General features: G+C 61.0%; 22 protein-coding genes. 7 read left to right on the top strand and 15 right to left on the bottom strand.

Annotated elements, in window-relative coordinates:
- Positions 1–9: 9 nt before the first annotated feature.
- Positions 10–825, top strand: coding sequence for a substrate-binding periplasmic protein (locus PSH88_RS02225; RefSeq protein ID WP_305424742.1), 816 nt, complete (start codon positions 10–12; stop codon positions 823–825).
- A gap of 222 nt (positions 826–1,047) precedes the next feature.
- Complete coding sequence (gene rhlE2 / locus PSH88_RS02220) at positions 1,048–2,913, top strand: RNA helicase RhlE2 (protein ID WP_305424741.1); 1,866 nt, start codon at positions 1,048–1,050, stop codon at positions 2,911–2,913.
- Between the two features lie 251 nt (positions 2,914–3,164).
- Here rhlE2 and PSH88_RS02215 read toward each other — a convergent pair whose 3' ends face one another.
- Positions 3,165–3,758 (bottom strand): YceI family protein, encoded by a 594-nt coding sequence (locus PSH88_RS02215; protein WP_305424740.1) that lies wholly within the window; start codon positions 3,756–3,758, stop codon positions 3,165–3,167.
- A 32-nt stretch (positions 3,759–3,790) separates the two neighbouring features.
- Complete coding sequence (locus PSH88_RS02210) at positions 3,791–4,342, bottom strand: cytochrome b (protein ID WP_305424739.1); 552 nt, start codon at positions 4,340–4,342, stop codon at positions 3,791–3,793.
- A 284-nt stretch (positions 4,343–4,626) separates the two neighbouring features.
- On the opposite strand from PSH88_RS02210, the gene PSH88_RS02205 reads away from it, so the two are divergent.
- Positions 4,627–5,556 (top strand): YncE family protein, encoded by a 930-nt coding sequence (locus tag PSH88_RS02205; RefSeq protein ID WP_305424738.1) that lies wholly within the window; start codon positions 4,627–4,629, stop codon positions 5,554–5,556.
- An 82-nt stretch (positions 5,557–5,638) separates the two neighbouring features.
- Here PSH88_RS02205 and PSH88_RS02200 read toward each other — a convergent pair whose 3' ends face one another.
- The gene (locus PSH88_RS02200; RefSeq protein ID WP_305424737.1) at positions 5,639–7,414 is read right to left on the bottom strand and encodes a flavin monoamine oxidase family protein; all 1,776 of its coding nucleotides are present in this window, start codon (positions 7,412–7,414) and stop codon (positions 5,639–5,641) included.
- Positions 7,415–7,637: 223 nt separating this feature from the next.
- On the opposite strand from PSH88_RS02200, the gene PSH88_RS02195 reads away from it, so the two are divergent.
- Both PSH88_RS02195 and PSH88_RS02190 read left to right on the top strand, forming a co-directional pair.
- A complete protein-coding gene (locus tag PSH88_RS02195) occupies positions 7,638–9,044 on the top strand; it encodes an adenosylmethionine--8-amino-7-oxononanoate transaminase (protein ID WP_305424736.1) in 1,407 nt (468 codons plus the stop codon).
- Positions 9,045–9,186: 142 nt separating this feature from the next.
- Positions 9,187–9,906: a 16S rRNA (uracil(1498)-N(3))-methyltransferase gene (locus PSH88_RS02190; RefSeq protein WP_305424735.1), complete on the top strand. Its 720-nt coding sequence runs from the start codon at positions 9,187–9,189 to the stop codon at positions 9,904–9,906.
- Between the two features lie 106 nt (positions 9,907–10,012).
- Here the strand turns inward: PSH88_RS02190 and PSH88_RS02185 are convergent, their stop codons facing one another.
- Both PSH88_RS02185 and PSH88_RS02180 read right to left on the bottom strand, forming a co-directional pair.
- A complete protein-coding gene (locus PSH88_RS02185) occupies positions 10,013–10,915 on the bottom strand; it encodes a transporter substrate-binding domain-containing protein (RefSeq protein ID WP_305424734.1) in 903 nt (300 codons plus the stop codon).
- A gap of 27 nt (positions 10,916–10,942) precedes the next feature.
- Positions 10,943–12,187: a D-amino acid dehydrogenase gene (locus tag PSH88_RS02180; RefSeq protein ID WP_305424733.1), complete on the bottom strand. Its 1,245-nt coding sequence runs from the start codon at positions 12,185–12,187 to the stop codon at positions 10,943–10,945.
- 107 nt (positions 12,188–12,294) lie between these two features.
- On the opposite strand from PSH88_RS02180, the gene PSH88_RS02175 reads away from it, so the two are divergent.
- The gene (locus PSH88_RS02175; protein ID WP_305424732.1) at positions 12,295–13,203 is read left to right on the top strand and encodes a LysR family transcriptional regulator; all 909 of its coding nucleotides are present in this window, start codon (positions 12,295–12,297) and stop codon (positions 13,201–13,203) included.
- A gap of 5 nt (positions 13,204–13,208) precedes the next feature.
- Here PSH88_RS02175 and trhA read toward each other — a convergent pair whose 3' ends face one another.
- Complete coding sequence (gene trhA / locus PSH88_RS02170) at positions 13,209–13,826, bottom strand: PAQR family membrane homeostasis protein TrhA (protein ID WP_305424731.1); 618 nt, start codon at positions 13,824–13,826, stop codon at positions 13,209–13,211.
- Between the two features lie 158 nt (positions 13,827–13,984).
- Between trhA and PSH88_RS02165 the strand changes: the two genes are divergently transcribed.
- The gene (locus PSH88_RS02165; RefSeq protein ID WP_305424729.1) at positions 13,985–14,905 is read left to right on the top strand and encodes a LysR family transcriptional regulator; all 921 of its coding nucleotides are present in this window, start codon (positions 13,985–13,987) and stop codon (positions 14,903–14,905) included.
- A gap of 106 nt (positions 14,906–15,011) precedes the next feature.
- Here the strand turns inward: PSH88_RS02165 and madM are convergent, their stop codons facing one another.
- The 9 genes from madM to mdcA form a co-directional block, all read right to left on the bottom strand.
- The gene (gene madM / locus PSH88_RS02160) at positions 15,012–15,776 is read right to left on the bottom strand and encodes a malonate transporter subunit MadM (protein WP_305424728.1); all 765 of its coding nucleotides are present in this window, start codon (positions 15,774–15,776) and stop codon (positions 15,012–15,014) included.
- 1 nt (position 15,777) lies between these two features.
- Positions 15,778–16,194, bottom strand: a complete 417-nt coding sequence (gene madL / locus PSH88_RS02155; protein ID WP_305424727.1) for a malonate transporter subunit MadL — start codon at positions 16,192–16,194, stop codon at positions 15,778–15,780.
- 66 nt (positions 16,195–16,260) lie between these two features.
- Positions 16,261–17,172, bottom strand: coding sequence for a malonate decarboxylase subunit epsilon (gene mdcH / locus PSH88_RS02150; protein WP_305424726.1), 912 nt, complete (start codon positions 17,170–17,172; stop codon positions 16,261–16,263).
- Entirely contained in the window at positions 17,169–17,789 is a 621-nt protein-coding gene (locus PSH88_RS02145; protein ID WP_305424725.1) for a malonate decarboxylase holo-ACP synthase, read from the bottom strand. The genes mdcH and PSH88_RS02145 overlap by 4 nt, the downstream gene beginning before the upstream one ends.
- Positions 17,783–18,586, bottom strand: coding sequence for a biotin-independent malonate decarboxylase subunit gamma (mdcE, locus tag PSH88_RS02140; protein WP_305424724.1), 804 nt, complete (start codon positions 18,584–18,586; stop codon positions 17,783–17,785). Before mdcE ends, PSH88_RS02145 begins: the two co-directional genes overlap by 7 nt.
- A complete protein-coding gene (locus PSH88_RS02135; RefSeq protein WP_305483458.1) occupies positions 18,583–19,434 on the bottom strand; it encodes a biotin-independent malonate decarboxylase subunit beta in 852 nt (283 codons plus the stop codon). Before PSH88_RS02135 ends, mdcE begins: the two co-directional genes overlap by 4 nt.
- The gene (locus PSH88_RS02130; RefSeq protein WP_305424722.1) at positions 19,427–19,726 is read right to left on the bottom strand and encodes a malonate decarboxylase subunit delta; all 300 of its coding nucleotides are present in this window, start codon (positions 19,724–19,726) and stop codon (positions 19,427–19,429) included. Before PSH88_RS02130 ends, PSH88_RS02135 begins: the two co-directional genes overlap by 8 nt.
- The gene (locus PSH88_RS02125) at positions 19,726–20,601 is read right to left on the bottom strand and encodes a triphosphoribosyl-dephospho-CoA synthase (RefSeq protein ID WP_305424721.1); all 876 of its coding nucleotides are present in this window, start codon (positions 20,599–20,601) and stop codon (positions 19,726–19,728) included. Before PSH88_RS02125 ends, PSH88_RS02130 begins: the two co-directional genes overlap by 1 nt.
- A complete protein-coding gene (mdcA, locus tag PSH88_RS02120; RefSeq protein ID WP_305424720.1) occupies positions 20,601–22,271 on the bottom strand; it encodes a malonate decarboxylase subunit alpha in 1,671 nt (556 codons plus the stop codon). The genes PSH88_RS02125 and mdcA overlap by 1 nt, the downstream gene beginning before the upstream one ends.
- Positions 22,272–22,675: the final 404 nt, after the last annotated feature.

The raw sequence follows: 22,675 nt of genomic DNA, 5'->3' as shown, positions 1-22,675 counted from the left end.
TCTCAAGCCATGCCCCTGATCGCTCAGTTACTCACCGTGCTTCTGTTCACTTGCCTGAGCCTCACCGCTCGGGGCGAGAAGTTGCGTATTGTCACCGAACCTTGGGCACCTTACGTGTACGAGGAAAACGGCAAATCGCTGGGCCTGGACTACGAAACCACGGCCATCGTCTTCAAACGCCTCGGGATCGACGTGGAATGGCAGTTCCTGCCGTGGAAACGCTGCCTGTCGATGCTCGAGCAAGGCCAGGCAGATGGTGTGCTGGATATTTTCCACAGCAATGAACGCGAAGCGACCCTGCTCTACCCCAGCGAACCGCTCTCGCAAGTCGAGTTCGTGATGTTCTACGCCAATGAACGGCCGTTTCCATTTCGCACCCTGGACGACCTGAAAGGCCTGACCATCGGTACCTCGCCGGGCTACCTGTACAGCAAGGACTTCAGCGAATCGACGCTGTTCACCCAAGAACCGGCTCCCACCCATGAAGCCAACTTCGGCAAACTGGTGCGCGGTCGCATCGACCTGCTGATCACTGATCGCCGGGTCGGCCAGCATTTGCTCGATCAACTGAATATCCGCGACAAGATCACCGAGAACCCGGTCATCATCAGCCAGCAAAGCCAGTTTCTGGCGGTACGCCGCAATGCCGGGATGGATTTGTTGGTGCAGCGTTTCGGTGCCGAGCTCAAACGTTTCAAGCGCGAGCCGGCCTATGCCGAACTGAGCGCCCGCTATGGCGCCGGCCCAGCCATCGAAGCACGGGCCGCCAACGCCACCGCAACCGGCGGAAAAACCGTTGAGCAGCAGGAAAGCGGCGCGCAGTGATTGCTCTGTTATACTCCGGCCTTCCCGCCAGGCTCACGCCCGGACGCTCGGACTTGTTCAAGGCATCTCGATCCCGCTACAGCGCAGCTTTTCAGCCCGCGCGAGCGCTCCAGACGAGCCTTCGAGGCCCAGCAGGACCGGACGGGATTGCGTCCTCTTAAACGCCATTCGCGCCAGGCAAGACTCCCATTGGGCCAAGCCCTAACTAAAACAGGATTACTCATGTCCTTTGCTTCCCTCGGTCTCTCCGAGGCTTTAGTCCGCGCCATCGAGGCAGCGGGCTATACCGAGCCTACTCCGGTGCAACAGCGGGCCATTCCCGCCGTGTTGCAAGGTCGCGACCTGATGGTTGCGGCACAGACAGGTACTGGTAAAACCGGCGGCTTCGCCCTTCCGATTCTGGAGCGGTTGTTTCCCAACGGTCACCCGGACAAATCCCAGCGTCACGGCCCGCGCCAACCGCGCGTACTGGTCCTGACCCCAACCCGCGAACTCGCGGCCCAGGTGCACGAGAGCTTCAAGGTCTATGCCCGTGACCTGAAGTTCGTCAGCGCCTGCATCTTCGGCGGCGTCGGCATGAACCCACAGGTTCAGGCCATGTCCCGCGGTGTCGACGTGCTGGTGGCCTGCCCCGGCCGCCTGCTCGACCTCGCTGGCCAAGGCAGTGTCGATCTGTCCCACGTGGAAATCCTCGTGCTGGACGAAGCCGACCGCATGCTCGACATGGGCTTTGTCCATGACGTGAAAAAGGTCCTTGCCCGTCTGCCGAGCAAGCGCCAGAACCTGCTGTTCTCGGCGACGTTCTCCAAAGACATCACCGACCTCGCCGGCAAGCTGCTGCACAACCCGGAACGCATCGAAGTCACGCCGCCGAACACCACGGTCGAGCGGATCGAACAGCGTGTTTTCCGTCTGCCAGCCAACCACAAGCGTTCGCTGCTCGCGCACCTGATCACCGCTGGTGCCTGGGAACAGGTGCTGGTGTTCACCCGCACCAAGCACGGCGCCAACCGTTTGGCCGAGTACCTGGACAAACACGGCCTCACCGCCGTCGCCATCCACGGCAACAAGAGCCAGAACGCCCGCACCAAAGCCCTGGCCGACTTCAAGGCCGGTGAAGTGCGCATCCTGGTCGCCACCGACATCGCCGCTCGCGGCCTGGACATCGACCAGTTGCCCCACGTGGTCAACTTCGAACTGCCGAACGTCGATGAAGATTACGTGCACCGCATCGGTCGTACCGGCCGTGCCGGTCGTTCGGGCGAGGCGATCTCGCTGGTCGCTCCGGACGAAGAAAAGCTGCTGAAAAGCATCGAGCGCATGACCAAGCAGAAAATCGCCGACGGCGACCTGATGGGCTTCGATTCCAGCGCCGTGGAAGCCGAGAAACCAGAAGTTCGCGAGCGTCCGGATGTGCGTAACCCGCGCAACCCACGTGGCCCGCGCGGCGATGGTCCGAACGGCAGCGGTGGTGGCGGCGGTCGTAAAGACAAAGGCAAGGACAAGGGCGGCAAGGAAAAACCTGCCGCCACTGGCCGTGGCGATCGCCCTGCCCGTGAACACAAGCCTCGCGAAGGTACCCCGGCCCGCGAGCAACAGCGCCCGGCACCTCGCGCCGCCGCTGACCGTGCTCCGGACGAGTTCCTGGACGACGATGTCGATAACTTTGGTAACCGCGTCGACTACGTGCCTCAGCAGAAACCTGCTCAGGGCCGTGGCCGCCGTCCGGGCGCTCCGGCACAAGGCGCAGGCGCGAGTGCTCCGCGCACCGGTCAGCCACAAGGTCGCCAGAACGGTCCGCGCAACAGCAGCGGCGCAACCACCGGCACGCCACCGGCCAAGCGCAGCGGCCCACGCAACGGTGCTCCACGTGATGGCCAGGCCCGTCGCGAAGAGTCCCGCAACCGCCGCCCGGCCCGTGACGAACAACCTCGTTCGGAACCGGCCGTGCAGAACCCGCGGGGCCCGGCACCGAAGATCATTCACAAGGAGTCGAAAAGCGATCGCTTCCCGACACCTGAACAACTTGATCAACTCCCAGGCCGTCCGCGCGGCGAAAAACCAGCGTTGCTGACCCGCAATCGCTGATTTATCGCTGATATGAAAAATGCCCCGGATCTCGCGATCCGGGGCATTTTTTTATGCTGGCGAAGAACCCTGTGGGAGCGGGCTTGCCCGCGATGACGTCCGTCCAGCAAACATTGATATTGACTGACCCACCGCCATCGCGGGCAAGCCCGCTCCCACAGTAGCTCGGCACCGTCCGTATGGATTCTGGCAGACCATAAAAAACGCCCCGGATCGCGAGATCAGGGGCGTTTTTGTTCAAGCAGCGAATTTCACTTCGCTTTCACACCTTCAAACGTAACGTACAGTTCAACCGCATCGGACGTTGGGCCCAAATCTTTCTGTTTGCCGAAATCGGAACGCTTGATGCTGGTGGTGCCTTCGAAGCCGGCACGGTAGCCGCCCCATGGATCCTTGCCTTCACCCAGGAAGGTGGCTTTGACCACGATTGGCTTGGTCACACCCAGCAAGGTCAGGTTACCGGTTACGTCGGCAGTGTCTTTGCCAGCGGCGTTTTTGCCGGTGGATTTGACGCTGGTGGAGACGAACTTGGCGTCGGCGAATTTACCCACGTTCAGGAAGTCATCGCTGGCGACGTGCTTGTCACGTTCGGCGTGGTTGGTGAACACGCTGGCGGTGCGCACGTTGAACTCGATCTTGCTGTCTTCCGGCTTGGCAGCGTCGAAGCTGAACTTGCCGTCGATATCCTTGAAGGTACCGGTGATGTAGCTGTAACCCAGGTGGCTGATCTTGAAGTCAACGAAGGCGTGCTGGCCTTCTTTGTCGACAACATAATCGGCCGCCATCACGTTAGCCGACAGCAGGGCAGAACCGATTGCCAGAGCGGCGAGCGTCTTTTTCAACATGCTTTCTATTCCTTTGGAGTCGAGGTTGAACATCAGGCTTTGCGTCCCAGCATTCGCGCCAGGGTCGCATCACGATCGATAAAGTGGTGTTTCAATGCTGCCAACGCATGGAGGCCGGAAAAAATTACCAGCGCCCAAGCCAGGTACAAATGGATTACACCAGCGGTGTCTGCCTGGTCCGGTAGTCCGGAAACCAGTGCAGGAACTTCAAACAGGCCAAACACCGGGATTCCGACACCGTCTGCGGTGGAAATCAGGTAACCGGCAATCATCACAGCGAACAGCCCGAGATAGAGGAAGGCGTGGCCGAACACGGCGCCAAGACGCGTCATGCGGCTATAACTTTGCAGGGGCGGTGGAGGTGGGCTGATGAAGCGCCACAACACCCGCAGCAGCATGACGGCGAACAACACCAGGCCAATGCTCTTGTGCAGATCCGGCGCATCTTTACGCCAGGAGCTGTAGTAGTCGAGACCGACCATCCACAGCCCTAATGCGAACAGGCCGAAGACGGCGAGCGCCACACCCCAGTGCATGAAGATGCTGACCCAACCGTAGCGGGAAGAAGAGTTACGTAGCTGCATTGCCCAAATCCTGTAAGAACTGCGCCCAAGATTATCGAGTTATCTATCGACTTAAAGCGGAAAATTTCGCTCTGAAACATCGAGAAATACGATCATGACCTTGAGGTCGAGATGTTAAGAGAGTGTTAACCGGAAGAAAAAACCTACAGACGCTGTCCCATATTCGCTTCCAAAAAGCCTTTACCACTCGTCAGAACTGTCATATCTGACAGTAGCCACCAATACAGGTCATTGATGAACCTGATCTCGGGCGGTTGTCCGAGCGTCTGAACAGGAGTTCTACTATGAGTCACCATTCGAGTTCATCCCCCGCCACTACGCGCAACCTATCCAATTCGATACCCGTAGGGGAAGGACCGCGAGGGATAGCCATCAACGACGATGGATCACGGGTTTTTGTTTGCAATTACATTTCCGGCAATGTGTCAGTGATCAACACCCGGAACAGAAAGGTAATCCGCACCATCGCCGTCGAGCGTTATCCCCAAAACATCGTCCTTGCCCATGGAGGGAAAAGAGCTTACGTGACCAACTACGGTTCAAGTTCGGTTTCAGTTATTGATACTGAAACCTATGCGGTGGGTAACGTCACGGTGGGAAGACATCCTCGGGGAATCGTCGTCAGCCGGGACGGGAAGCATGTTTACGTCACCGTTCGACAAGATAAAGAGTGGCTGGCAATTATTGACACCCGCACTTATGCGGTGAGCAGAGTGCGAGGATTACCCTCTCCCTCTATAAGTGTGGATATCAGCCAGGACGATTCGCGTCTTTATATTTCCAGCACCAACTCCCCTGGCGGTCCTTATCAGGACGCGCTCACCGTCATTAGCAGCAAGACCTTCAAAGTCATCAGCATCATCAAAACCGAACAATATCCGTCAGCGGTTACCGTCAGCCCCGACGGCAGCAAAGTGTATATCGTGGGTATGGACGCTCGAAAACTGACCGTGTTGGACACCCGGTCATCGATCGTCAGGCATTTCGACTTTGTGACGTGCGAAGGGAAAGTAGTATTCGGCGAAAGAAACGCTTATGCCGTGGATCAAACCAGAAAAGAGGTCGTGGAAGTGAGTACCACCACCCATGAGATTGTTCGCCGGGTTCCAATCCCTGGCGCTTTTGACCCGTATGACATGGTTCTTGATAAACACAACCACGCCTATATCAGCGACTACCAAAAAGACGAAGTACATAGTGTCGATCTAGCTTAGCGTCAAAGCAAAATCAGCAGCGACCTACGCAAGATATAAAAAAAGCGCGGCATCACTGCCGCGCTTTTTTTGATTCCAGGACTTACTGCGTCTTGGTTTCAGTCGTCGCCGGGGTCTTCGCAGCAGTGCTGACCGCTGGTTTCTTCACCGGCTCAGTCTTTTTCGCCGTTGCCTTGACCGGAGCTTTTTTGGCCTCGGTTTTGGCAGCAGGCTTTTTCACGGGGGCTTTGGCCGGTGCTTTCCTGGCAGGCTCTGCTTTCACCGGTGCCGCAGGCTTCGGCGGCTCAACCGGTGCTGGCGCTGGAGTCGGCGCAAGTACTGGGGCGGGTGCCGGAGCAACCGGTGCCACGGGTGCTGGTGCCTTGGCCGGTGCCGCTTTGTCGTCAGAACCACCGAACAGGTTGGTGAAGAAGTTGCCTTTCTTCGCCGCCACTGCACCTGCCGCTGCTGCGGTCGCCGCCGGAACAACTTTCGCCGGCTCAAACGATTTGCCTGCCGCCAGGTCTTCTACCTGACTGGCTGCACGCTGACCGGTGCGCAATGCGCCTTCCAGAGTGCCTGGGTACAAGGTATCGGTGTGTTCGCCGGCAAAGGCTACACGTTGAATAGGACGCTCCCACAGACGCCAGTACTTGCTGATCTGGCCCGGGCCGAAGGCCAGGTAAGCGCCGCCCATCGATGGGTCAGTGCTGTAGCGACGGATTTCATAACCGGTAAACGAACCGCGTGCCTGTGGATAAAAGGCGTGCAGGCGAATCAGCACCTGATCGACCATCTGCTTGTCGCCGAAAGCCTGCATCACGCGCGCATTGTCGCCGGACAGGTTGATCACCACGTTGGCGCCGCCCTTCAGCGCAGGCTCGACCCACATCATGCCCAGGCCGGTGTTGCTGTAGATCTCGCCGGACATGCGCGCCTTGCTTTCCCACACCGGCGTCTTGAACTTCAGCATGATCTGGTCACGCCAGCCGTAGTTGGTGCCCTTGATGGCGCCCAGGTGCTGGGCATCCAGCGCCGGGGTCATCTGGATCTTGTTCAGCGCACGCAATGGCACGGCCAGCACAACGTAGTCCGCCTGATAGCCAACACTGCCGACTTTGACGGTCACGCCGTCCTTGTCCTGAGTAATGGCCGAAACCGGGGAGCTGGTCTTGATGGTTTTCAGTTGTTTGACGAAAGCCTGGGCCAGCACCGGGCTGCCACCAGGCAGACGGGAGGCGCGCAGGTCACGGTCGGCAACGCCACGGTAGACGCGGCTCTGTTGTGCGAAGTACAGCAGCGACAGACGCGAAGGTTCGTCATAGCGGGTACGAATCTGCTGATTCACCAACTGACGCGCAGTGGCTGGCAGATTCAAGCGATCGAGCCAGTTGGACACGTTGATCTGGTCCAGGGCAAACAGCGTGCTGTTGGCGGCCGGGTTCTGCGGGTCCTCGATCGAACGCGCCAGATCATCCAGGGTCGTTTCGTAGCGTTTCAGCGCCTCGGCGGTGGCCGGCTGTTTAGTCGCCAGGTCCGCAGCGGTGAAATACACGCCGTCGATCAGGTAGCTCGGGGTCCGCACGAATTCGGGGGCTGGCGTGGTGGTCAGCTTGAACGTCGAGACGTACTTGTTCAGCACCGGCTGGGCCTTGTCATTGCCGATCCACTCACTGGTGGCCATGCCGGAGCGACCGCCCAAAGTCGGCTTGGCTTCCAGCAGGGTGACCTGCCAGCCTTTGTTCTGCAGTTCGTACGCCGCGGTGAGGCCCGAGAGCCCGCCGCCGACCACGATCACCGTTTTATCCTTGGCCAGCGCCGAAACGCTGAACAGCCCCAACATCACCAGCGCACAGGCGCGCAGCCAACCAGCAGACATTCAGCGAACTCCGGAAATACACGAGGGAAATAGCGGTTTTACGAGTCAGACGACTCAAAGAACCGCGAAGAATACGTCAGCCATCAAAACGCCGCCAGCGACGTCTATCTCCTTATACAAAGTAGCTCAATCGACACAATGGGTTGTCCCGATGACGCGCATTGCATAGGCTTGCGCGATTGTTTGCCCGCGCACCCAGCGAGCCGCCTCGAGGAGACTGAACATGGGCCTGAATAATCAGTGGATGCAACGCGATCTCGCGGTGTTGTGGCATCCCTGCACCCAGATGAAAGACCACGAACAGCTGCCGCTGATCCCGATCAAACGCGGCGAAGGCGTCTGGCTGGAAGACTTCGAAGGCAAACGCTACCTCGACGCAGTCAGCTCCTGGTGGGTCAACGTGTTCGGGCATGCCAACCCGCGGATCAACCAGCGCATCAAGGATCAGGTCGATCAGCTGGAACACGTGATCCTCGCCGGTTTCAGCCATCAGCCGGTGATCGAACTGTCGGAGCGTCTGGTGAAGATGACGCCCGAAGGCCTGACCCGGTGCTTCTATGGCGATAACGGTTCGTCGTGCATCGAAATCGCGCTGAAAATGAGCTTTCACTACTGGCTCAACCGCGGCCAGCCGAACAAGAAGCGCTTCGTCACCCTCACGAACGGTTACCACGGCGAGACCATGGCGGCGATGGCGGTGGGTGACGTGCCGCTGTTCACCGAAACCTACAAAGCCCTGCTGATGGACACCATCAAGGTGCCGAGCCCCGATTGCTACCTGCGCCCCGAGGGCATGAGCTGGGAAGAACACTCGCGCAACATGTTCGCCGCCATGGAGCAGACGCTGGCCGACAACCACGACACCGTGGCCGCGGTGATTCTGGAGCCGCTGATCCAGGGCGCCGGCGGGATGCGCATGTATCACCCGGTGTACCTCAAGCTGCTGCGCGACGCCTGCGATCGTTATGGCGTGCACCTGATCCACGATGAAATCGCCGTCGGCTTCGGCCGCACCGGAACGATGTTCGCCTGCGAACAGGCCGGTATCCGCCCGGATTTCCTCTGCCTGTCCAAAGCCCTGACCGGCGGTTACTTACCGTTGGCGGCCTGCCTGACCACCGATGAGGTCTACAGCGCCTTCTACGACGACTACCCGACCCTGCGCGCCTTTCTGCATTCCCACAGCTACACCGGCAATCCGCTGGCATGCGCGGCGGCATTGGCGACGCTGGATATCTTCGAAGAAGACAACGTCATCGAGAACAACAAGGCCCTGGCCCAGCGCATGGCCTCCTCCACCGCGCACCTGGCTGATCACCCGAACGTTGCCGAAGTGCGCCAGACCGGTATGGTGCTGGCCATCGAGATGGTCAAGGACAAGGCAAGCAAGACCGCTTATCCGTGGCAGGAACGTCGTGGTTTGAAAGTGTTCCAGCATGCGCTGGAGCGTGGTGCTTTACTGCGGCCTTTGGGCAGCGTGGTGTATTTCCTGCCGCCCTACGTGATTACCCCGGAGCAGATCGATTTTCTGGCCGAGGTGGCCAGCGAAGGCATCGACATCGCCACCCGCGACAGCATCAGCGTGGCGGTGCCGAAGGACTTTCATCCGGGCTATCGTGATCCGGGCTGATTGACTTCACCTAAGCTTCAGCGGTGACCGGACTACCGTCATCGCGGGCAAGCCCGCTCCCACAGGATCGGCGCAAAACCTGTGGGAGCGGGCTTGCCCGCGATGGGGCCGCCAGACTTCCACACTTTTACAGAGACCATTGATGAGACTGTCCCGCTTCTTTATCGACGCCCCCTTGAGCACCGGCGAACACGAGCTTCCCGAGGCCCAGGCCCATTACATCAGCCGTGTGCTGCGCATGGCCGAGGGTGATGCGGTGCAATTGTTCGACGGCTCGGGTCATGAGTTTCGCGGCACGCTGGCGGAAGTCGGCAAGAAGCGCGTCGTCGTGCAGATCGATGAAAGCTTCGCCGGGCAGGTCGAGTCGTCGCTGGCGGTCCATCTCGGCCAGGGTTTGTCCCGTGGCGAGCGGATGGACTGGGCGATTCAGAAAGCCACCGAACTGGGTGTCAGCGAAATCACCCCGATCTTCACTGACCGCTGCGAAGTCCGCCTCAAGGACGAGCGCGCCGATAAACGCCTGATGCACTGGCGTCAGGTGGCGATCAGCGCCTGCGAGCAGTGCGGGCGTTCGCGGGTGCCGGTGATTCATCCTCCGCTGCTGTTGGCCGACTGGCTGAAGCAGACGGAGGCCGAATTGAAGCTGGTGCTGCACCCGGTGGCCGAGCCACTGGTGAGCCATGCGAAGCCGGCGACACTGGCGTTTCTGATCGGCCCGGAAGGCGGGTTGTCCGACATTGAAGTCGAGCAGGCCAAGGCTGGCGGTTTTCGCGCCGCCCGCCTCGGCCCTCGCGTGTTGCGCACCGAAACCGCGCCGGTGGTGGCGTTGGCGGTGGCCCAGCAGTTGTGGGGCGACTTTTAGGTTTGATCGTTCCCACGCTCTGCGTGGGAATGCAGCCCGTGACGCTCCGCGTCACTGGACGCAGAGCGTCCCTAGAGGCATTCCCACGCAGAGCGTGGGAACGATCCTACTGCACCGGGTCGCTCACCGGCTTGGCGATAATCGCCTTCAACTCGCTGGTCATCGGAAACTCCAGGTTCAACCCCTTCGGCGGAATCGGCTGCTGGAACCAGCGGTTGTAGATGCCATTGATTTCCCCCGAGCTATACAGATCGGCCAGCGTCGCATTCACCAACTCGAGTAATTGCGGATCGCCCTTGCGCACCATGCAGCTGTAGATTTCCCGCGATTGCTCCTCGCCCACCACGACCCACTTATGCGGATCGCGGGCCTTGGCCCGTTCGCCGTAAAGCAACGCATCATCCATATAGAACGCCGCCGCCCGCCCTGATTGCAGCATCTGGAATGCTTCGCCGTGGTCCTTGGCGCTGATCACGAACATATCGATCTTGTGATCGACGTTGTAGCTCTTCAGAAACCGCTCATTGGTGGTGCCAGCGGTGGTCACGACGTTCTTGCCACGCAGATCGGCGAAACTCTTGATGCCGCTGTCCTTCGCCGTGAGCAACTGCCCCTTCACGTAGATAAACCCGTAGGAAAACGCCACTTGCTGCATGCGCTCGGCGGTCACGCCGGTCGAGCCGCACTCGAGGTCGACCGTGCCGTTCTGCACCAGCGGAATGCGCGTTTGCGAGGTCACCAGGTTGTACTTCACCTGCAGATCCGGCAGCTCGAGTTTTTGTTTGATGCGCTCGACAATCTTGCTCGCCAGGTCCACCGAATAGCCCATCGGCTGCCCCGTGTGATCACCCACGTAAGAGAACGGCACCGACGCGTCGCGATAGCCCAGCGTAATGCTCTTGGCATTGGCGACCTTGTTCAGCGTGCCGGTCAGCGGCGCTTCACTGGCCTGGATCTGACTGGCGAGCAGCAGGCCGAGGGTGCAGCCGATCAACGTGATTTTTTGCATTGTTATTCTCCGTTGTGGGTAAGGCGATTAGCGGTGACGCAGGGGTGTCAGGCCCTGTATTTCGATCGGAGGCGCGCGTCGGCTAATCAAATCGCCAAGCAACCGAGCGCTGCCGCAGGCCAAAGTAAAGCCCAAGGCACCATGGCCGAGGTTGAGCCAGAGATTGCGGTACGCCGTGGCGCCAATCAACGGCACGCCGCTGGGAGTCGCCGGGCGCATGCCGGCCCACGCGATAGCGGCGTCGTAATCGCCGGCATTGGGCAAGGTTTCCTGCGCCTGGCGCTTGATCAGCGCCAGACGCTTGGGATCGAGCGCCGGGTCGAAACCGACAATGTCGACCATCGCCGCCACCCGCAGTTGTGCCCCGATGCGGGCGTAAACGATCTTGCGGTTGTAATCGGTGATGCTCAGCTCCGGCGCGCGATGTTCGGCGCGGATCGGCAGGGTCAGGCTGTAGCCCTTGAGCGGGTACAGCGGCAGGTTCATGCCCGGCAACGCCAGCGCCGGGCTGCGATGCCCGGCGGCGATCACCAATTGCTCAACCGGCAATACCTGAGCGCCCATTTCGATGGCCTGCACCGCGCCGTCCCCATGGCGAATGCCGGTGACCGTGCGGCTCGGCAAAAACTCACAACGCCCCGACGCCTTGAGCCGAGCCACAAGTTGCAGGCAGAAAGCATGGCAATCGGCGACTTCTTCATCGGGCGTGTAGATCGCGCCCACAAACGGCGCCTCAGCAAGTGCCGGCTCCAGCTGTGCGCACTCGGCCCGGGACAACACCTGTTGCTGTCGTGGATCAGCCAGCCCTTGGCGCGCGTGCTCGAAACTCGCGGCTTCACGAAACGTCACCAGTTTGCCGTTGCGCCGCCAGTCGAAACCGTCGAGGAGGTCTTCGTCGCGCCAACCTTGCAGCGTGGCCTGGCTCAGCAGCGCCAGACGCAGCAGGTGTGCGCCGTTGCGCTGATTCACCGAACGCCGACAGGCCGCCAGAAAGGACGCCATCCAACGCCATTGCGCCGGGTCCAGACGCGGACGCAGCTTCAGCGGCGAGTCGCCGCGCAACATCCAGCCCAGCGCCTGCAACGGCACGCCGGCATCGGCCAGTGGCGCGACATAGCGGTAGGACAGCTGGCCGCCGTTGGCGAAACTGGTTTCGCTGGCAAACGAATCCCGGGCCTCGATCAGCGTCACATCGATGCCGTCGCGAACCAGTGCGTAAGCCGTTGTCAGCCCGATGACGCCGCCACCGATGATGCAAACCCGCTGAGCCATGTCTGTCCTTAAGCGTTGTTGGAACGTGCTTCAGGTTAGGACCAGGTGACAGCCGTTGAACAATGCATAAAGATGCCTGACCCATAAACAAAGGTTATGGACTTGTCATGCGACTGCGACACATCGAGATCTTCCAGGCCATTCGCCAGACCGGTTCGGTCAGTGGCGCCGCACAGTTGCTGCACGTGTCGCAGCCGGCGGTAAGCAAAGTGCTGCAACACGCCGAACAGCAATTGGGCTTTCCGTTGTTCCTGCGGGTACGCGGTAAATTGCAGCCGACGCCCGAAGCCCTGGAGCTTGAGCGCGAGGTCGATAAGGTCACTGAAAGCCTGCAAGGCGTGCGACGCCTGGCCCAAAGCCTGCGCCGCGAGCCGGGCCACAGTGTACGGATCGGCGCGATCCCGGCGCTGGCCTTGTCGCTGCTGCCGCCGGCGATCAACGAATGGACACAACGCTACCCGGAAATCGCCTGCGAACTGTCCAGCGCCCACAGCCGCGAGCTGATGCAGAATTTGCTGATGCGCGAAGTGGATGTCGCCCTGACGCTGCAAGCGCCGGATCACCCGGGCCTGAAGGCGCAGCCTCTGGCCAGTGGAATGCTGGTGGCGCTGGCGCCGAAGGGCTATTGGGCCGACGACACTCACGGCAAACCACTGCCGTTAATCGAACTGGCCGGTGCGCCGCTGATCGGCCTGTCCAGCGCCGACCCGCTGGCCGCCAGACTCGACAGCTACCTTGAGGCGGTCGATCCGCCGCCAAAGGTACGCATCGCCGTGCAGACCTATTCGCTGGCGCGGGCAATGGTTGAATCCGGTGCAGGGTTGGCAGTGATCGACCCGTTCACCGCACTCGGCGCGTCCCCCGCCACCACGGCGATTCGCCCCTTGGCGCCGGCGCTGCCGATCACCCTGTACGCGGTGACCCGCGCCGACGAACCGCCACCGCACACCTTGAGCGATTTGTTGCAAGTATTCAGCCGACGGGCGCAGGCGCAACTGGATCGCTTGATCCTGTAAAGGCCTTAAAGCACGTAGAACCAAATCGCCACAAAGTGCAGCAAACTCCCGGCGATCACGAACAGATGCCAGATCCCGTGGGCATGGCGCAGACGATGATCGAGGGCAAAAAAGATAATTCCCACGGTATAAAACACCCCGCCCGACGCCAGCCAGGCGAAGCCGACAGGGCCCAGTGCCGCCAGTAACGGCTTGACTGCTACCAGCACGATCCAGCCCATCACCGCATAAATCACGATCGACAGAATCCGCGCTTCCGAGCGGGGTTTGATTTCTTGCAAAATGCCGATCAGCGCCAGCCCCCAGACAATCCCGAACAGCGTCCAACCCCATGGCCCGCGCAGGGTCACCAGGCAAAACGGTGTGTAACTGCCGGCAATCAGCAGGTAGATCGAAAAGTGATCGACCTTCTGCATGATCGCTTTCTTGCGCCCGCGCACGCTGTGATACACGGTCGAGGCGCTGTAAAGCACCAGCAAGGTGAAGGCGTAAATCGCCACGCTGACAATCTTCCACGGACTGCCGTCCATACTGGCGATCACCAGCAGCCACACGCCCCCGACAAACGCCGCCACCGCCCCGAACAAATGCGTCCAGGCGTTCAATCTTTCCCCGTGATACATGCGTTGCTCACCTCAAAATTCATTGCCGCATCGCGCAAGGCTCAGGCCTCAAGGTTAAAAGCGCAATGTTTCCGTATAGCGCCGCTCCTACAAAAAGCCATCGAGCCAAACGTCAGCCAATTGGGCACAATCGAACGATTCGAATAAGAGTCTGGCCCATGCTGATCGATGAAGAGTTGACCCTGAAAAAACTCGAGGTGTTCCTGGCCTTCATGCGCACCGGCAACCTGGCCCGCGCCGCCGCCGAGTTGCAAACCAGCAACGTCAGCGTGCACCGCGCCATCCACTCTCTGGAAAGTGCCCTGCGTTGCCCGCTATTCAAACACGAAGGCCGCAACCTGACCCCACTCGAAAGCGCTTATGTGCTGGAAGAGCGCGCGCAGAAGCTGATCCAGGACGTGCTCGAAAGCGTGCGCCTGACCCGCGAAGCCGCCGGGTTCTCGGCTGAGCGTTTCAAGCTTGGGTCACTGTATTCACTGACGGTGAAGACCGTGCCGCAGCTGATCATGGGCCTGAAAATCCGCCGCAGTGAACTCAATATCGACCTGATCCTGGGCTCGAACATCGACCTGTTGTACAAGCTCAAGAACATGGAAGTCGACGCGATCCTGGTGTCGCTGGACGACAGCGTCAACGACCCGGACTGTGAACAGATTCCGCTGTTTTCCGATGACATCTTCCTCGCCACCCCGGCTGACTCGCCCTTTGCCCAGCGGGCCGAAGTCGATCTGGCCGAGGTGCGTGACGAGACATTCATCACCTTGACCCAAGGCTTCGCCACGCACCAGGACGGTATTCGGGTGTTCAAGCAGGCGGGGTTCGAGCCGAAGGTGGCGATGCAGGTCAACGACATCTTCACCCTGCTGAGCATGGTCAGCTCCGGGGTGGGTTATGCGTTGCTGCCGGGAAGGATTGCGGCGGTGTATGAGAACCGGGTGAAGCTGATCCCATTGCAGGAAAAGTACCGGTTGCAGCAGCACATTGGCGTGGTGTTTCTGAAGGCCAAGGAGCGTGACCCGAATTTGCTGGCGTTGTTGGCGGAGTGTCGGATGTATGCCAATCGGCAGGCCACCCAATGATCGTTCCCACGCTCTGCGTGGGAATGAATCAATGGACGCTCTGCGTCCGCTTTGGGACGCGGAGCGTCCCGGGCTGCATTCCCACGCGGAGCGTGGGAACGATCAGTCAGCCGACAATTCCGCGAACAATGAAGTACAGCAACGAAGGCCCAAGCAAGCACCCAAGCCCGGTGTGGAACGTCGCCGTCAGCGCGCCATACGGCACCAACCGCCGATCCGTCGCCGCCAACCCGGCGGTCACACCGCTGACAGTCCCGGCCAACCCGCCAAACACCATCGCCGAGCGCGGGTTATCCAGTCCCATCCAGCGCGCCGCCATTGGCGTACCGACCATCACCAGAATCGCCTTGATCAGCCCGGTGGCAATCGACAACGCCATCACATCGGACGTGGCACCGATCGCTGCCCCGGTCACTGGCCCGACGATGTAGGTCACCGCGCCTGCGCCAATGGTGGTCATGCTGATCGCATCGCGATAACCGAACACCCAGGCCATGCTCGCCCCGACAATGAACGGCAGAATCGTGCCCAGCAGCAGTGCGATGACGCCAATCATCCCGGCCTTTTTCGCTTCGGTGGCCTGCACCTCGAACGCGGTGGCGACAATGGCGAAGTCACGCAACATCGCGCCGCCCATCAAACCAATGCCGGAAAACAGCGTCAGGTCCGCCAGGCCTTTTTGCCCACCGGTCATGGTGCCGCCGACCCAGGCCAGCACCAGGCCTATGACGATGGCAATCGCCGAGCCGTGAATTCGTCCGAAGGTCAGGCGTTTGGACAACACCACCGACACCCACATGATCACGCCAACGAACGCGAACGCCGTGATCAGACCGTTATGTTCCAGACCTTTCTCGATGAGTTCCCACATATCAGCGACCTCCTGCCGGTGCGCCAACCGGCGTTATGTCCGCAGGTTCATCGGGCAAGGGTTCGCCTTTGTGGGTCCGGCTGATCAGGGCAATGGTGCAGCCGCAGAGCACCACCGAACCGATCGCCGCCAACACCGCCACCGGGCCGCCGTGCAGAGCGGTAACGACGTTCTGTTGCGCGGCCATCGCCACCACCACCGGAATGTACATGGCGCCCCAGAAGCCGACGCCCATCTCGCAATCCTTGGTCATGCCGCCGCGTTTGTGCATCCACAACCGCGCGCAAATCAGCAGGATCATTGCGATCCCGACCCCGCCGACATTGGACTTCACGCCCAGCAACGCGCCAAGCATGTCACCCATGATCACCCCTGCCAGCGTACAGATCGCCAACAGCGCCACACCGTAAATAATCATTGCTGTAGTCCTCAAAGTGCATCGTCGGAATTGTTGTTTTTGTAGTTCGCAGCCTGAGTCGGTGATCTAGGGTTGTCGGCTTCCCTCCTCACGCAACAGCGCCTGCAAGGTATCGAGCCGCGCACCGTCGAAGGCAATCACGGTGCCTTGCTCGAACACCCGGCGCGCCAGCCCGGTCAACACCGCACCGGGCGGCAGTTCGATCTGTAGGCGTACGCCACGCTCGTAAGCGCTTTGCACCGTGCCGCGCCAATCCACCACGCGGCACATGTTGAAGGCCAGGTCGTCGCGCAAGGCGTCGGGCTGGGTGACAGGCCGGGCGCGGCTGCCGCTCAGATAACCCAGCGTCGGCGTTTTCAATTGCACCTTGGCGAAGGCTTCGGCCAGGGTTTTCGCCGGTGTTTCCAACAGCGGGCAATGGGACGGCACGCTGACCGCCAGACGCTTGGCCAGCCCGGCGCCACACCCTTTCGCCAACTCGGCAACGGCTTTCATCGCACCATCGCTGCCAGCGATGACCATCTGGTTATCGGCGTTGATATTGGCCAGATAGACTGGTGTGTCGACGCTGTGAACCTGCGCCAGCAACCCTTCCACCGTCGCCAGTTCCAGACCGATGATCGCCGTCATCCCGTAGCCCTGAGGATAAGCCTGCTGCATCAGTTCACCGCGCAGGCTGACCAGATGCAGCGCATCGCTGAAGCTCAAGGCCCCCGCGATCACCGCTGCCGGATAAGCACCGATGGACAATCCGGCCACGTAATCCGGCGCCATTGCTAACTGACGTGAAGCGGCAACTCCGGCAATCAGCAGGCATAGCTGAACCGCCCTCGTCGACTGCAACGCCTCGGCGGAGTCAAAAAGCAAAGCGTCTTCACCGAGGACTTCACTTGCTTCGTTAACCGTTTCCCGAGGCAAACGATGGAGCATGCCCGGTTGCTGCGCGCCCTGGCCGGGGAACACCAACAAGCTGCTCACGCTGCTTGCTCCTGTGGGTTCCACGGATCGCTGACCAGACACGCTTGATTGGCGTTTTTGAGTAAAACCCGATGTGAAGGACCGGCCCATTCGCGCAGAGCAACAGCGCCGTAGGGCGTCTGCAACTGCATGTCCACCTGGCACTCAGCGGTGCCGAGAAGCGTCACCAATTCTTGCGCTTGAAGTCGGCTCAGCGGTTGCGGAGTACGCAGGATCAAATCGAGATCGCTACGCTCATGCAACGCCGCAAAACCGCTGGCCAATTCAAACCCGGCGCTGCCGCTGACACCCCACACCCAATCGCAGGTGTCGAGCATTGGTCGCAATTGCGCCAGCGCTCGCAGGGCCGGCAGATCCCGAGTCGTCTCGACATGACACAGCTCTTCCGGCCTTACCCGACGTGAAATCGCCGTGATCGCCATCGACGTTGCATAACGCTGCTCGCGCAAGCGTCCGCGCACCCCGACCGCAATCTGATCCGGCGCAGTCATCGCACGCCGAACCACCACCGGCTGACCCGCGCTGATCGACTCGACCACCCACGCAGGCGCATCCGCAGGCAACTGCTCCGGGGTCATCCCCCACAGCAGGTCGTGGGCCAGAAACGTATTCACCACTGCGCTCTCAGCAATTGGCGAACCTTGCTCGACGCGGCGCGATTGTTCGCACCCAAGCGGCCGCTCAAATCGCGACGACCGGCCTCGACATCTTCAATCGCCTGAACCAGACACTCGTTCACCCGCGCCAGATCCGCCGTCGTCGGCTGCTCGATCTGCTCTACCGACAAGGTTTCCCAAAGCAAACCCAGGCTAGCAAAGCTGTCGATGTCATACGCCATCGGCGGCACGCTGGCGGCCAACGCCTCCAGTTCTTCGACGCTGCGCAAGGTCACCCGCGCCGCCGACGCCTTGCCCATCGCATGCACCATCACGCCCGGATCGCGCAACGCGATCAGCCGGTTGGCCTGATAACCATGAGCGAGAAACGCCCCGGACATTGCTTTACCCACCAGCAAACCGATCACTGCGTGGCCGGCCAACCGGGCACGGGCATAACTGTCCGCCGCACCGGCCAGGGCCTGATGAATGCCGAGGGCTTCTTCGCGCCGGCCGTAAGCCTGGCTCGGCACATCGACAATGGCGATCAAGGCGCGTTTTTGAGGTTTGTCGTTATCCGCGGCAATGACGTCATCCACCGCTTTGGCCAGGCCCCAGCCTTCCAGCAAACCGACCTCGCCATTGCGGGCACGGACGAAACGGTTGTCAGGATCGGCCACCACCGCGATAAACCGCACGGGCTGCCCACCCAACAAGCCGTCAGCGACTTTCAACGACGCCGGCAAACCTTCGACCGGTTTCGCGCCGGCACTCAAGGCGTTGAACCAGTTCAAGCCTCTCAGGGAATACGAACTCATGAGCGCTCTCCTTGATACAGATCGCGAACCGTCGCCGGCTCGATTTGCGGTTCGGCGTCCAGGCTGGCCAGCCGTTGCAGAAACCATTCGGCCTGGCGGCTACGTTGCTGCGCCGGCAAACCCTGCTGGAGCAACTCGCTAACCTGCTGCTGAATCTGCGCCACGTCGTCAGCGACATAGCGATCCACCAACCCACTGGCGAAACGTTGCTCGCCACCGGTCAGGCTCCAGATAAACGGACGATCGCGGGAGTCGTATTCTTCAAGCCCGGCTTCCTGCTCGATCACCTGCGGGCCATTGAGACCAAGGCGCGCTTCCTGGGTCACCAGCAAATAACTGCACAACCCGGCGGCAATCGACATCCCACCAAAACAGCCGACGCTGCCGGCGACCACGCCGACTACCGGTTGGTACTGGCGCAAATCGACAATCGCCGCATGAATATCGGCAATCGCCGCCAGCCCGAGATTGGCCTCCTGCAAACGCACGCCACCGGTTTCCAGCAGCAACACGGCGCGCGTGGGAATGCCTTTGCGGTTGTCCTCGGCGGCCAATTCCAGCGCACCGGCGATCTTCGCCCCGCCGACCTCACCCAGGCTGCCGCCCTGAAACGCGCCTTCGATGGCCGCGATCACCACCGGCAAACCACCGATGTTGCCTTTGGCGATCACTACACCGTCATCGGCTTGCGGCACCACGCCCTGGCGCGAGAGCCATGGCGACATGACCCGCTGAAACGGGTCGAGCAGTTCACGAAAAGTACCCGCGTCGAGCAAGGCTTTCGCTCGTTGCCGAGCGCCGAGTTCGACGAAGCTGTGTTTGTTGAGAAGCGCTGCGCTATCAGTCATGACCGATCTCCTCAAAGCCCTGTTCCAGACGCAAGCGCACTACGCCGGGGGTAGCGCCGAAATCGTGGATATCGATCGTCATCGCCGGCGGCGTCTGGCCATCGAACATCCGCGCGAACAGATGCTGCCAGCGTTGTTCGCTGCCATTGACCGAGGTCTGCACCTGGATCGTCAATTTGCCCGCCAGCCCCGGCTCGATCAGCACTTCCAGATCGCCCGACCCCACGCAGCCCACCAGCGCCCTGCCCCGTGGCGGCTGCCCGGCGGGGAATTCAAAGGATAAGGTTTCCATCAAAACGCTCCCTGGAAGATGCCGTCGCCCGAGTCGATACGGTCGATGAACAGGCAGGCTGCGAGCAAGTCCGCAGCGCCGCCGGGCGAGGCATTCAACGCGATTAATTGTTGGTCCAGCTCATGCAAACGGCGGCGACCGGCGAGGCTGGCACTGCCGCCGGCGTCGAGCACCGCTTGAGCGCCAAGTTGCATGGTGTGCAGGCCAAGCTCGCCTGCGCGGTAGAGCACGCAGGTGTCAGACAGTGTCGTCATGATCGCCAGCAAGGCGTCGAGCCGGGCGTTCTGTTCGCCGTGGCCGGCGGCGCGACTAAGCTTGAGTTGCGGCAGTGCGCGTTGAATCACTGCAGGGAAACCAAGCTGCGCCTCTTCACGAGCACCGCGTGCGCCGTAGCGTTGGGCGACCTGGACACCGTGGCTTAAAGGACGTGGCGAGTAACGGTCGTCGAGCAAGGCCAAGCGCGCAGCGCGCAAAGCGATTGAGCTTGCGGCACAGGATTGAGGTTCCAGCGCGACGGCAGTGACCAAAAGACCCAACGCCCAGATCGCCCCACGATGGGTGTTCACGCCGTTGGTGGTGACGAGCATTTCTTGCTCGCCTTCACGACCAATCCGCCCAACGGTTTCGCGCAGTGATAAACCGACTTCGCCAAACTCGATGGCCGCGTCCGCCATTGCCTTGAACGCCGGCCACAGGGACAACGCCGAAGCGTGCATCAGCCCGAGGTGCAAATCGGTGTGCGCACCATTGCCGCGACGGTCCACCAGCGCCGGTTTCGGCGACAGATCCGCTTCGTCGATCAGCGCGTCCACCGCGAGATCCGCCAGCCGCTCAGCCAGGGTTAAAGGTTTCGGTTGCAGGTTGAATGCGTGCATTACCAGCTCCTGAACTTTGCGGGCGGGTTGTAGAGGCCACCGGACCACTCCACCAGATCGGCCACGCTTTTCGCTGCGAGCAACTCACGGGTGGCGTCGGTACGGCGGATGCCGAGGTCTTCGGGCAAGGCGATAAGGCCTTCGCGGCGCATGCGCGCGGTGTCTTTGGGGTTATGGCGCAGGCCGATGGCGGTCACCCCGGCCACGGCCGCGATCATCGCCTGACGTTCTTCGAGGGAACGGGCCTTGTACAAATAGGCGATGCCTTCCTCAGTGAGCAGGTGGGTGACGTCGTCGCCATAGATCATGATCGGCGCCAACGGCATGCCGCTTTTCTTCGCCACCTCCACCGCGTCGAGGGTTTCGACGAAGGTCGGTTTGCCGCCCTCCTGGAAGGTCTCGACCATCTGCACCACGAGTTTCTTGCCGCGCTCCAGCAACGCTTCGGGCGCATCGTCGTGACGCATATCGAGCCAGGCCGGCGTGCCATGGCGGCGACCGCGCGGGTCGTGGCCCATGTTCGGCGCGCCACCGAAACCGGCCAGACGACCGCGAGTCACGGTGGAGGAATGACCGTCGCCATCCACTTGCAACGTCGCGCCGATGAACAGGTCCACTGCGTATTGCCCGGCCAGTTGGCAAAACATCCGGTTGGAACGCAGGGAACCATCGCGCCCGGTGAAGAACACATCAGGCCGGGCGGCGATGTAGTTTTCCATGCCCAGTTCAGTGCCGAAGCAATGCACGCTTTCGACCCAACCACTTTCGATGGCCGGGATCAGGGTCGGGTGCGGATTAAGCGTCCAGTTGCGGCAGATCTTACCCTTGAGGCCGAGGGACTCGCCGTAAGTCGGCAGGATCAATTCGATGGCGGCGGTGTTGAAACCGATGCCGTGGTTGAGCGACTGAACGTTGTGTTTTTCGTAGATCCCGCGGATCGCCATCATCGCCATCAACACGTGCACAGGCTTGATGTGCCGAGGGTCGCGGGTGAACAGCGGCTCGATGTAGAACGGCTTGTCGGCCACTACCACGAAGTCGACCCAGGACGCGGGGATATCCACGCGAGGCAGGTCGCTGACATCGTCCACCAATTGATTGACCTGGACGATGACGATGCCGTCACTGAAGGCCGCTGGTTCGATCAACGCGGGCGTGTCTTCGGTGCTTGGGCCGGTGTAAATGTTGCCGGCACGGTCGGCCATGAAACCGGCCGAGAGTACGACGTTGGGGATCAAGTCCACCACCAGCCGCGCATAGAGCTCGATGTAGGTGTGGATCGCGCCGATTTCCAGCAGGCCATCTTCGAGCAACTGGCTGATGCGCAGGCTTTGGGTGCCGGCGAACGAGAAGTCGAGCTTGCGCGCGATGCCGCGCTCGAACAGGTCCAGGTGCTCGGAACGCCCGACGCTGGGCATGATCATGTGCAAGTCATGCAGCTTGCCCGGATCGGCCTTGGCCAGGGAGCGAGACAGGAAATCCGCCTGCTTCTGGTTATTGCCCTCCAGCACCACACGGTCGCCGGGCAGAATCAACGCCTCCAGCGCCGCAACGATCTTGTCGGTGGGCAGCACCACACCGTCGGCAAGCCCCTTCACCAGCTCGAGACGCCGCTGCTTTTCGCTGCGCCGCCGCGTCCATCGCGAGTCGGGGGATATTGTTGTTGTCATGACCACTCCACGGGTTCGCTGTCGTGGGGTCACCTTAGGAGTGTTGGGTGGGGGGCATCAATCAAGCAGCGTGTTGGATTGTTACGGTCAGGGTAATGGTTGGTTATGGAGTCTCATGATCGTTCCCACGCTCCGCGTGGGAATGCAGCCCGGGACGCTCTGCGTCCCAAAAAGCCGAACGCGGAGCGTCCGTTGAGGCATTCCCACGCAGAGCGTGGGAACGATCAGCGAATCCTGAGCCACCCACAAGACCTGTGGGAGCGGGCTTGCCCGCGAAGGGGCCAGAACAATCCCCGTAGCTCATGGCAGAGAGTAAACAACCGAGAAGTCCCAAAATAGGACCGAACGGTCCCTTTTTGGGAATCTTCAACCTGACGCATAAACCTTTGTGGCGAGGTCCGACA

The sequence above is a fragment of the Pseudomonas wuhanensis genome (genome assembly GCF_030687395.1).
GTDB lineage: Bacteria > Pseudomonadota > Gammaproteobacteria > Pseudomonadales > Pseudomonadaceae > Aquipseudomonas > Aquipseudomonas wuhanensis.
The sequence above is the reverse complement of the archived record's forward strand: the minus strand, read 5'-3'. Positions and strand labels throughout refer to the sequence as shown.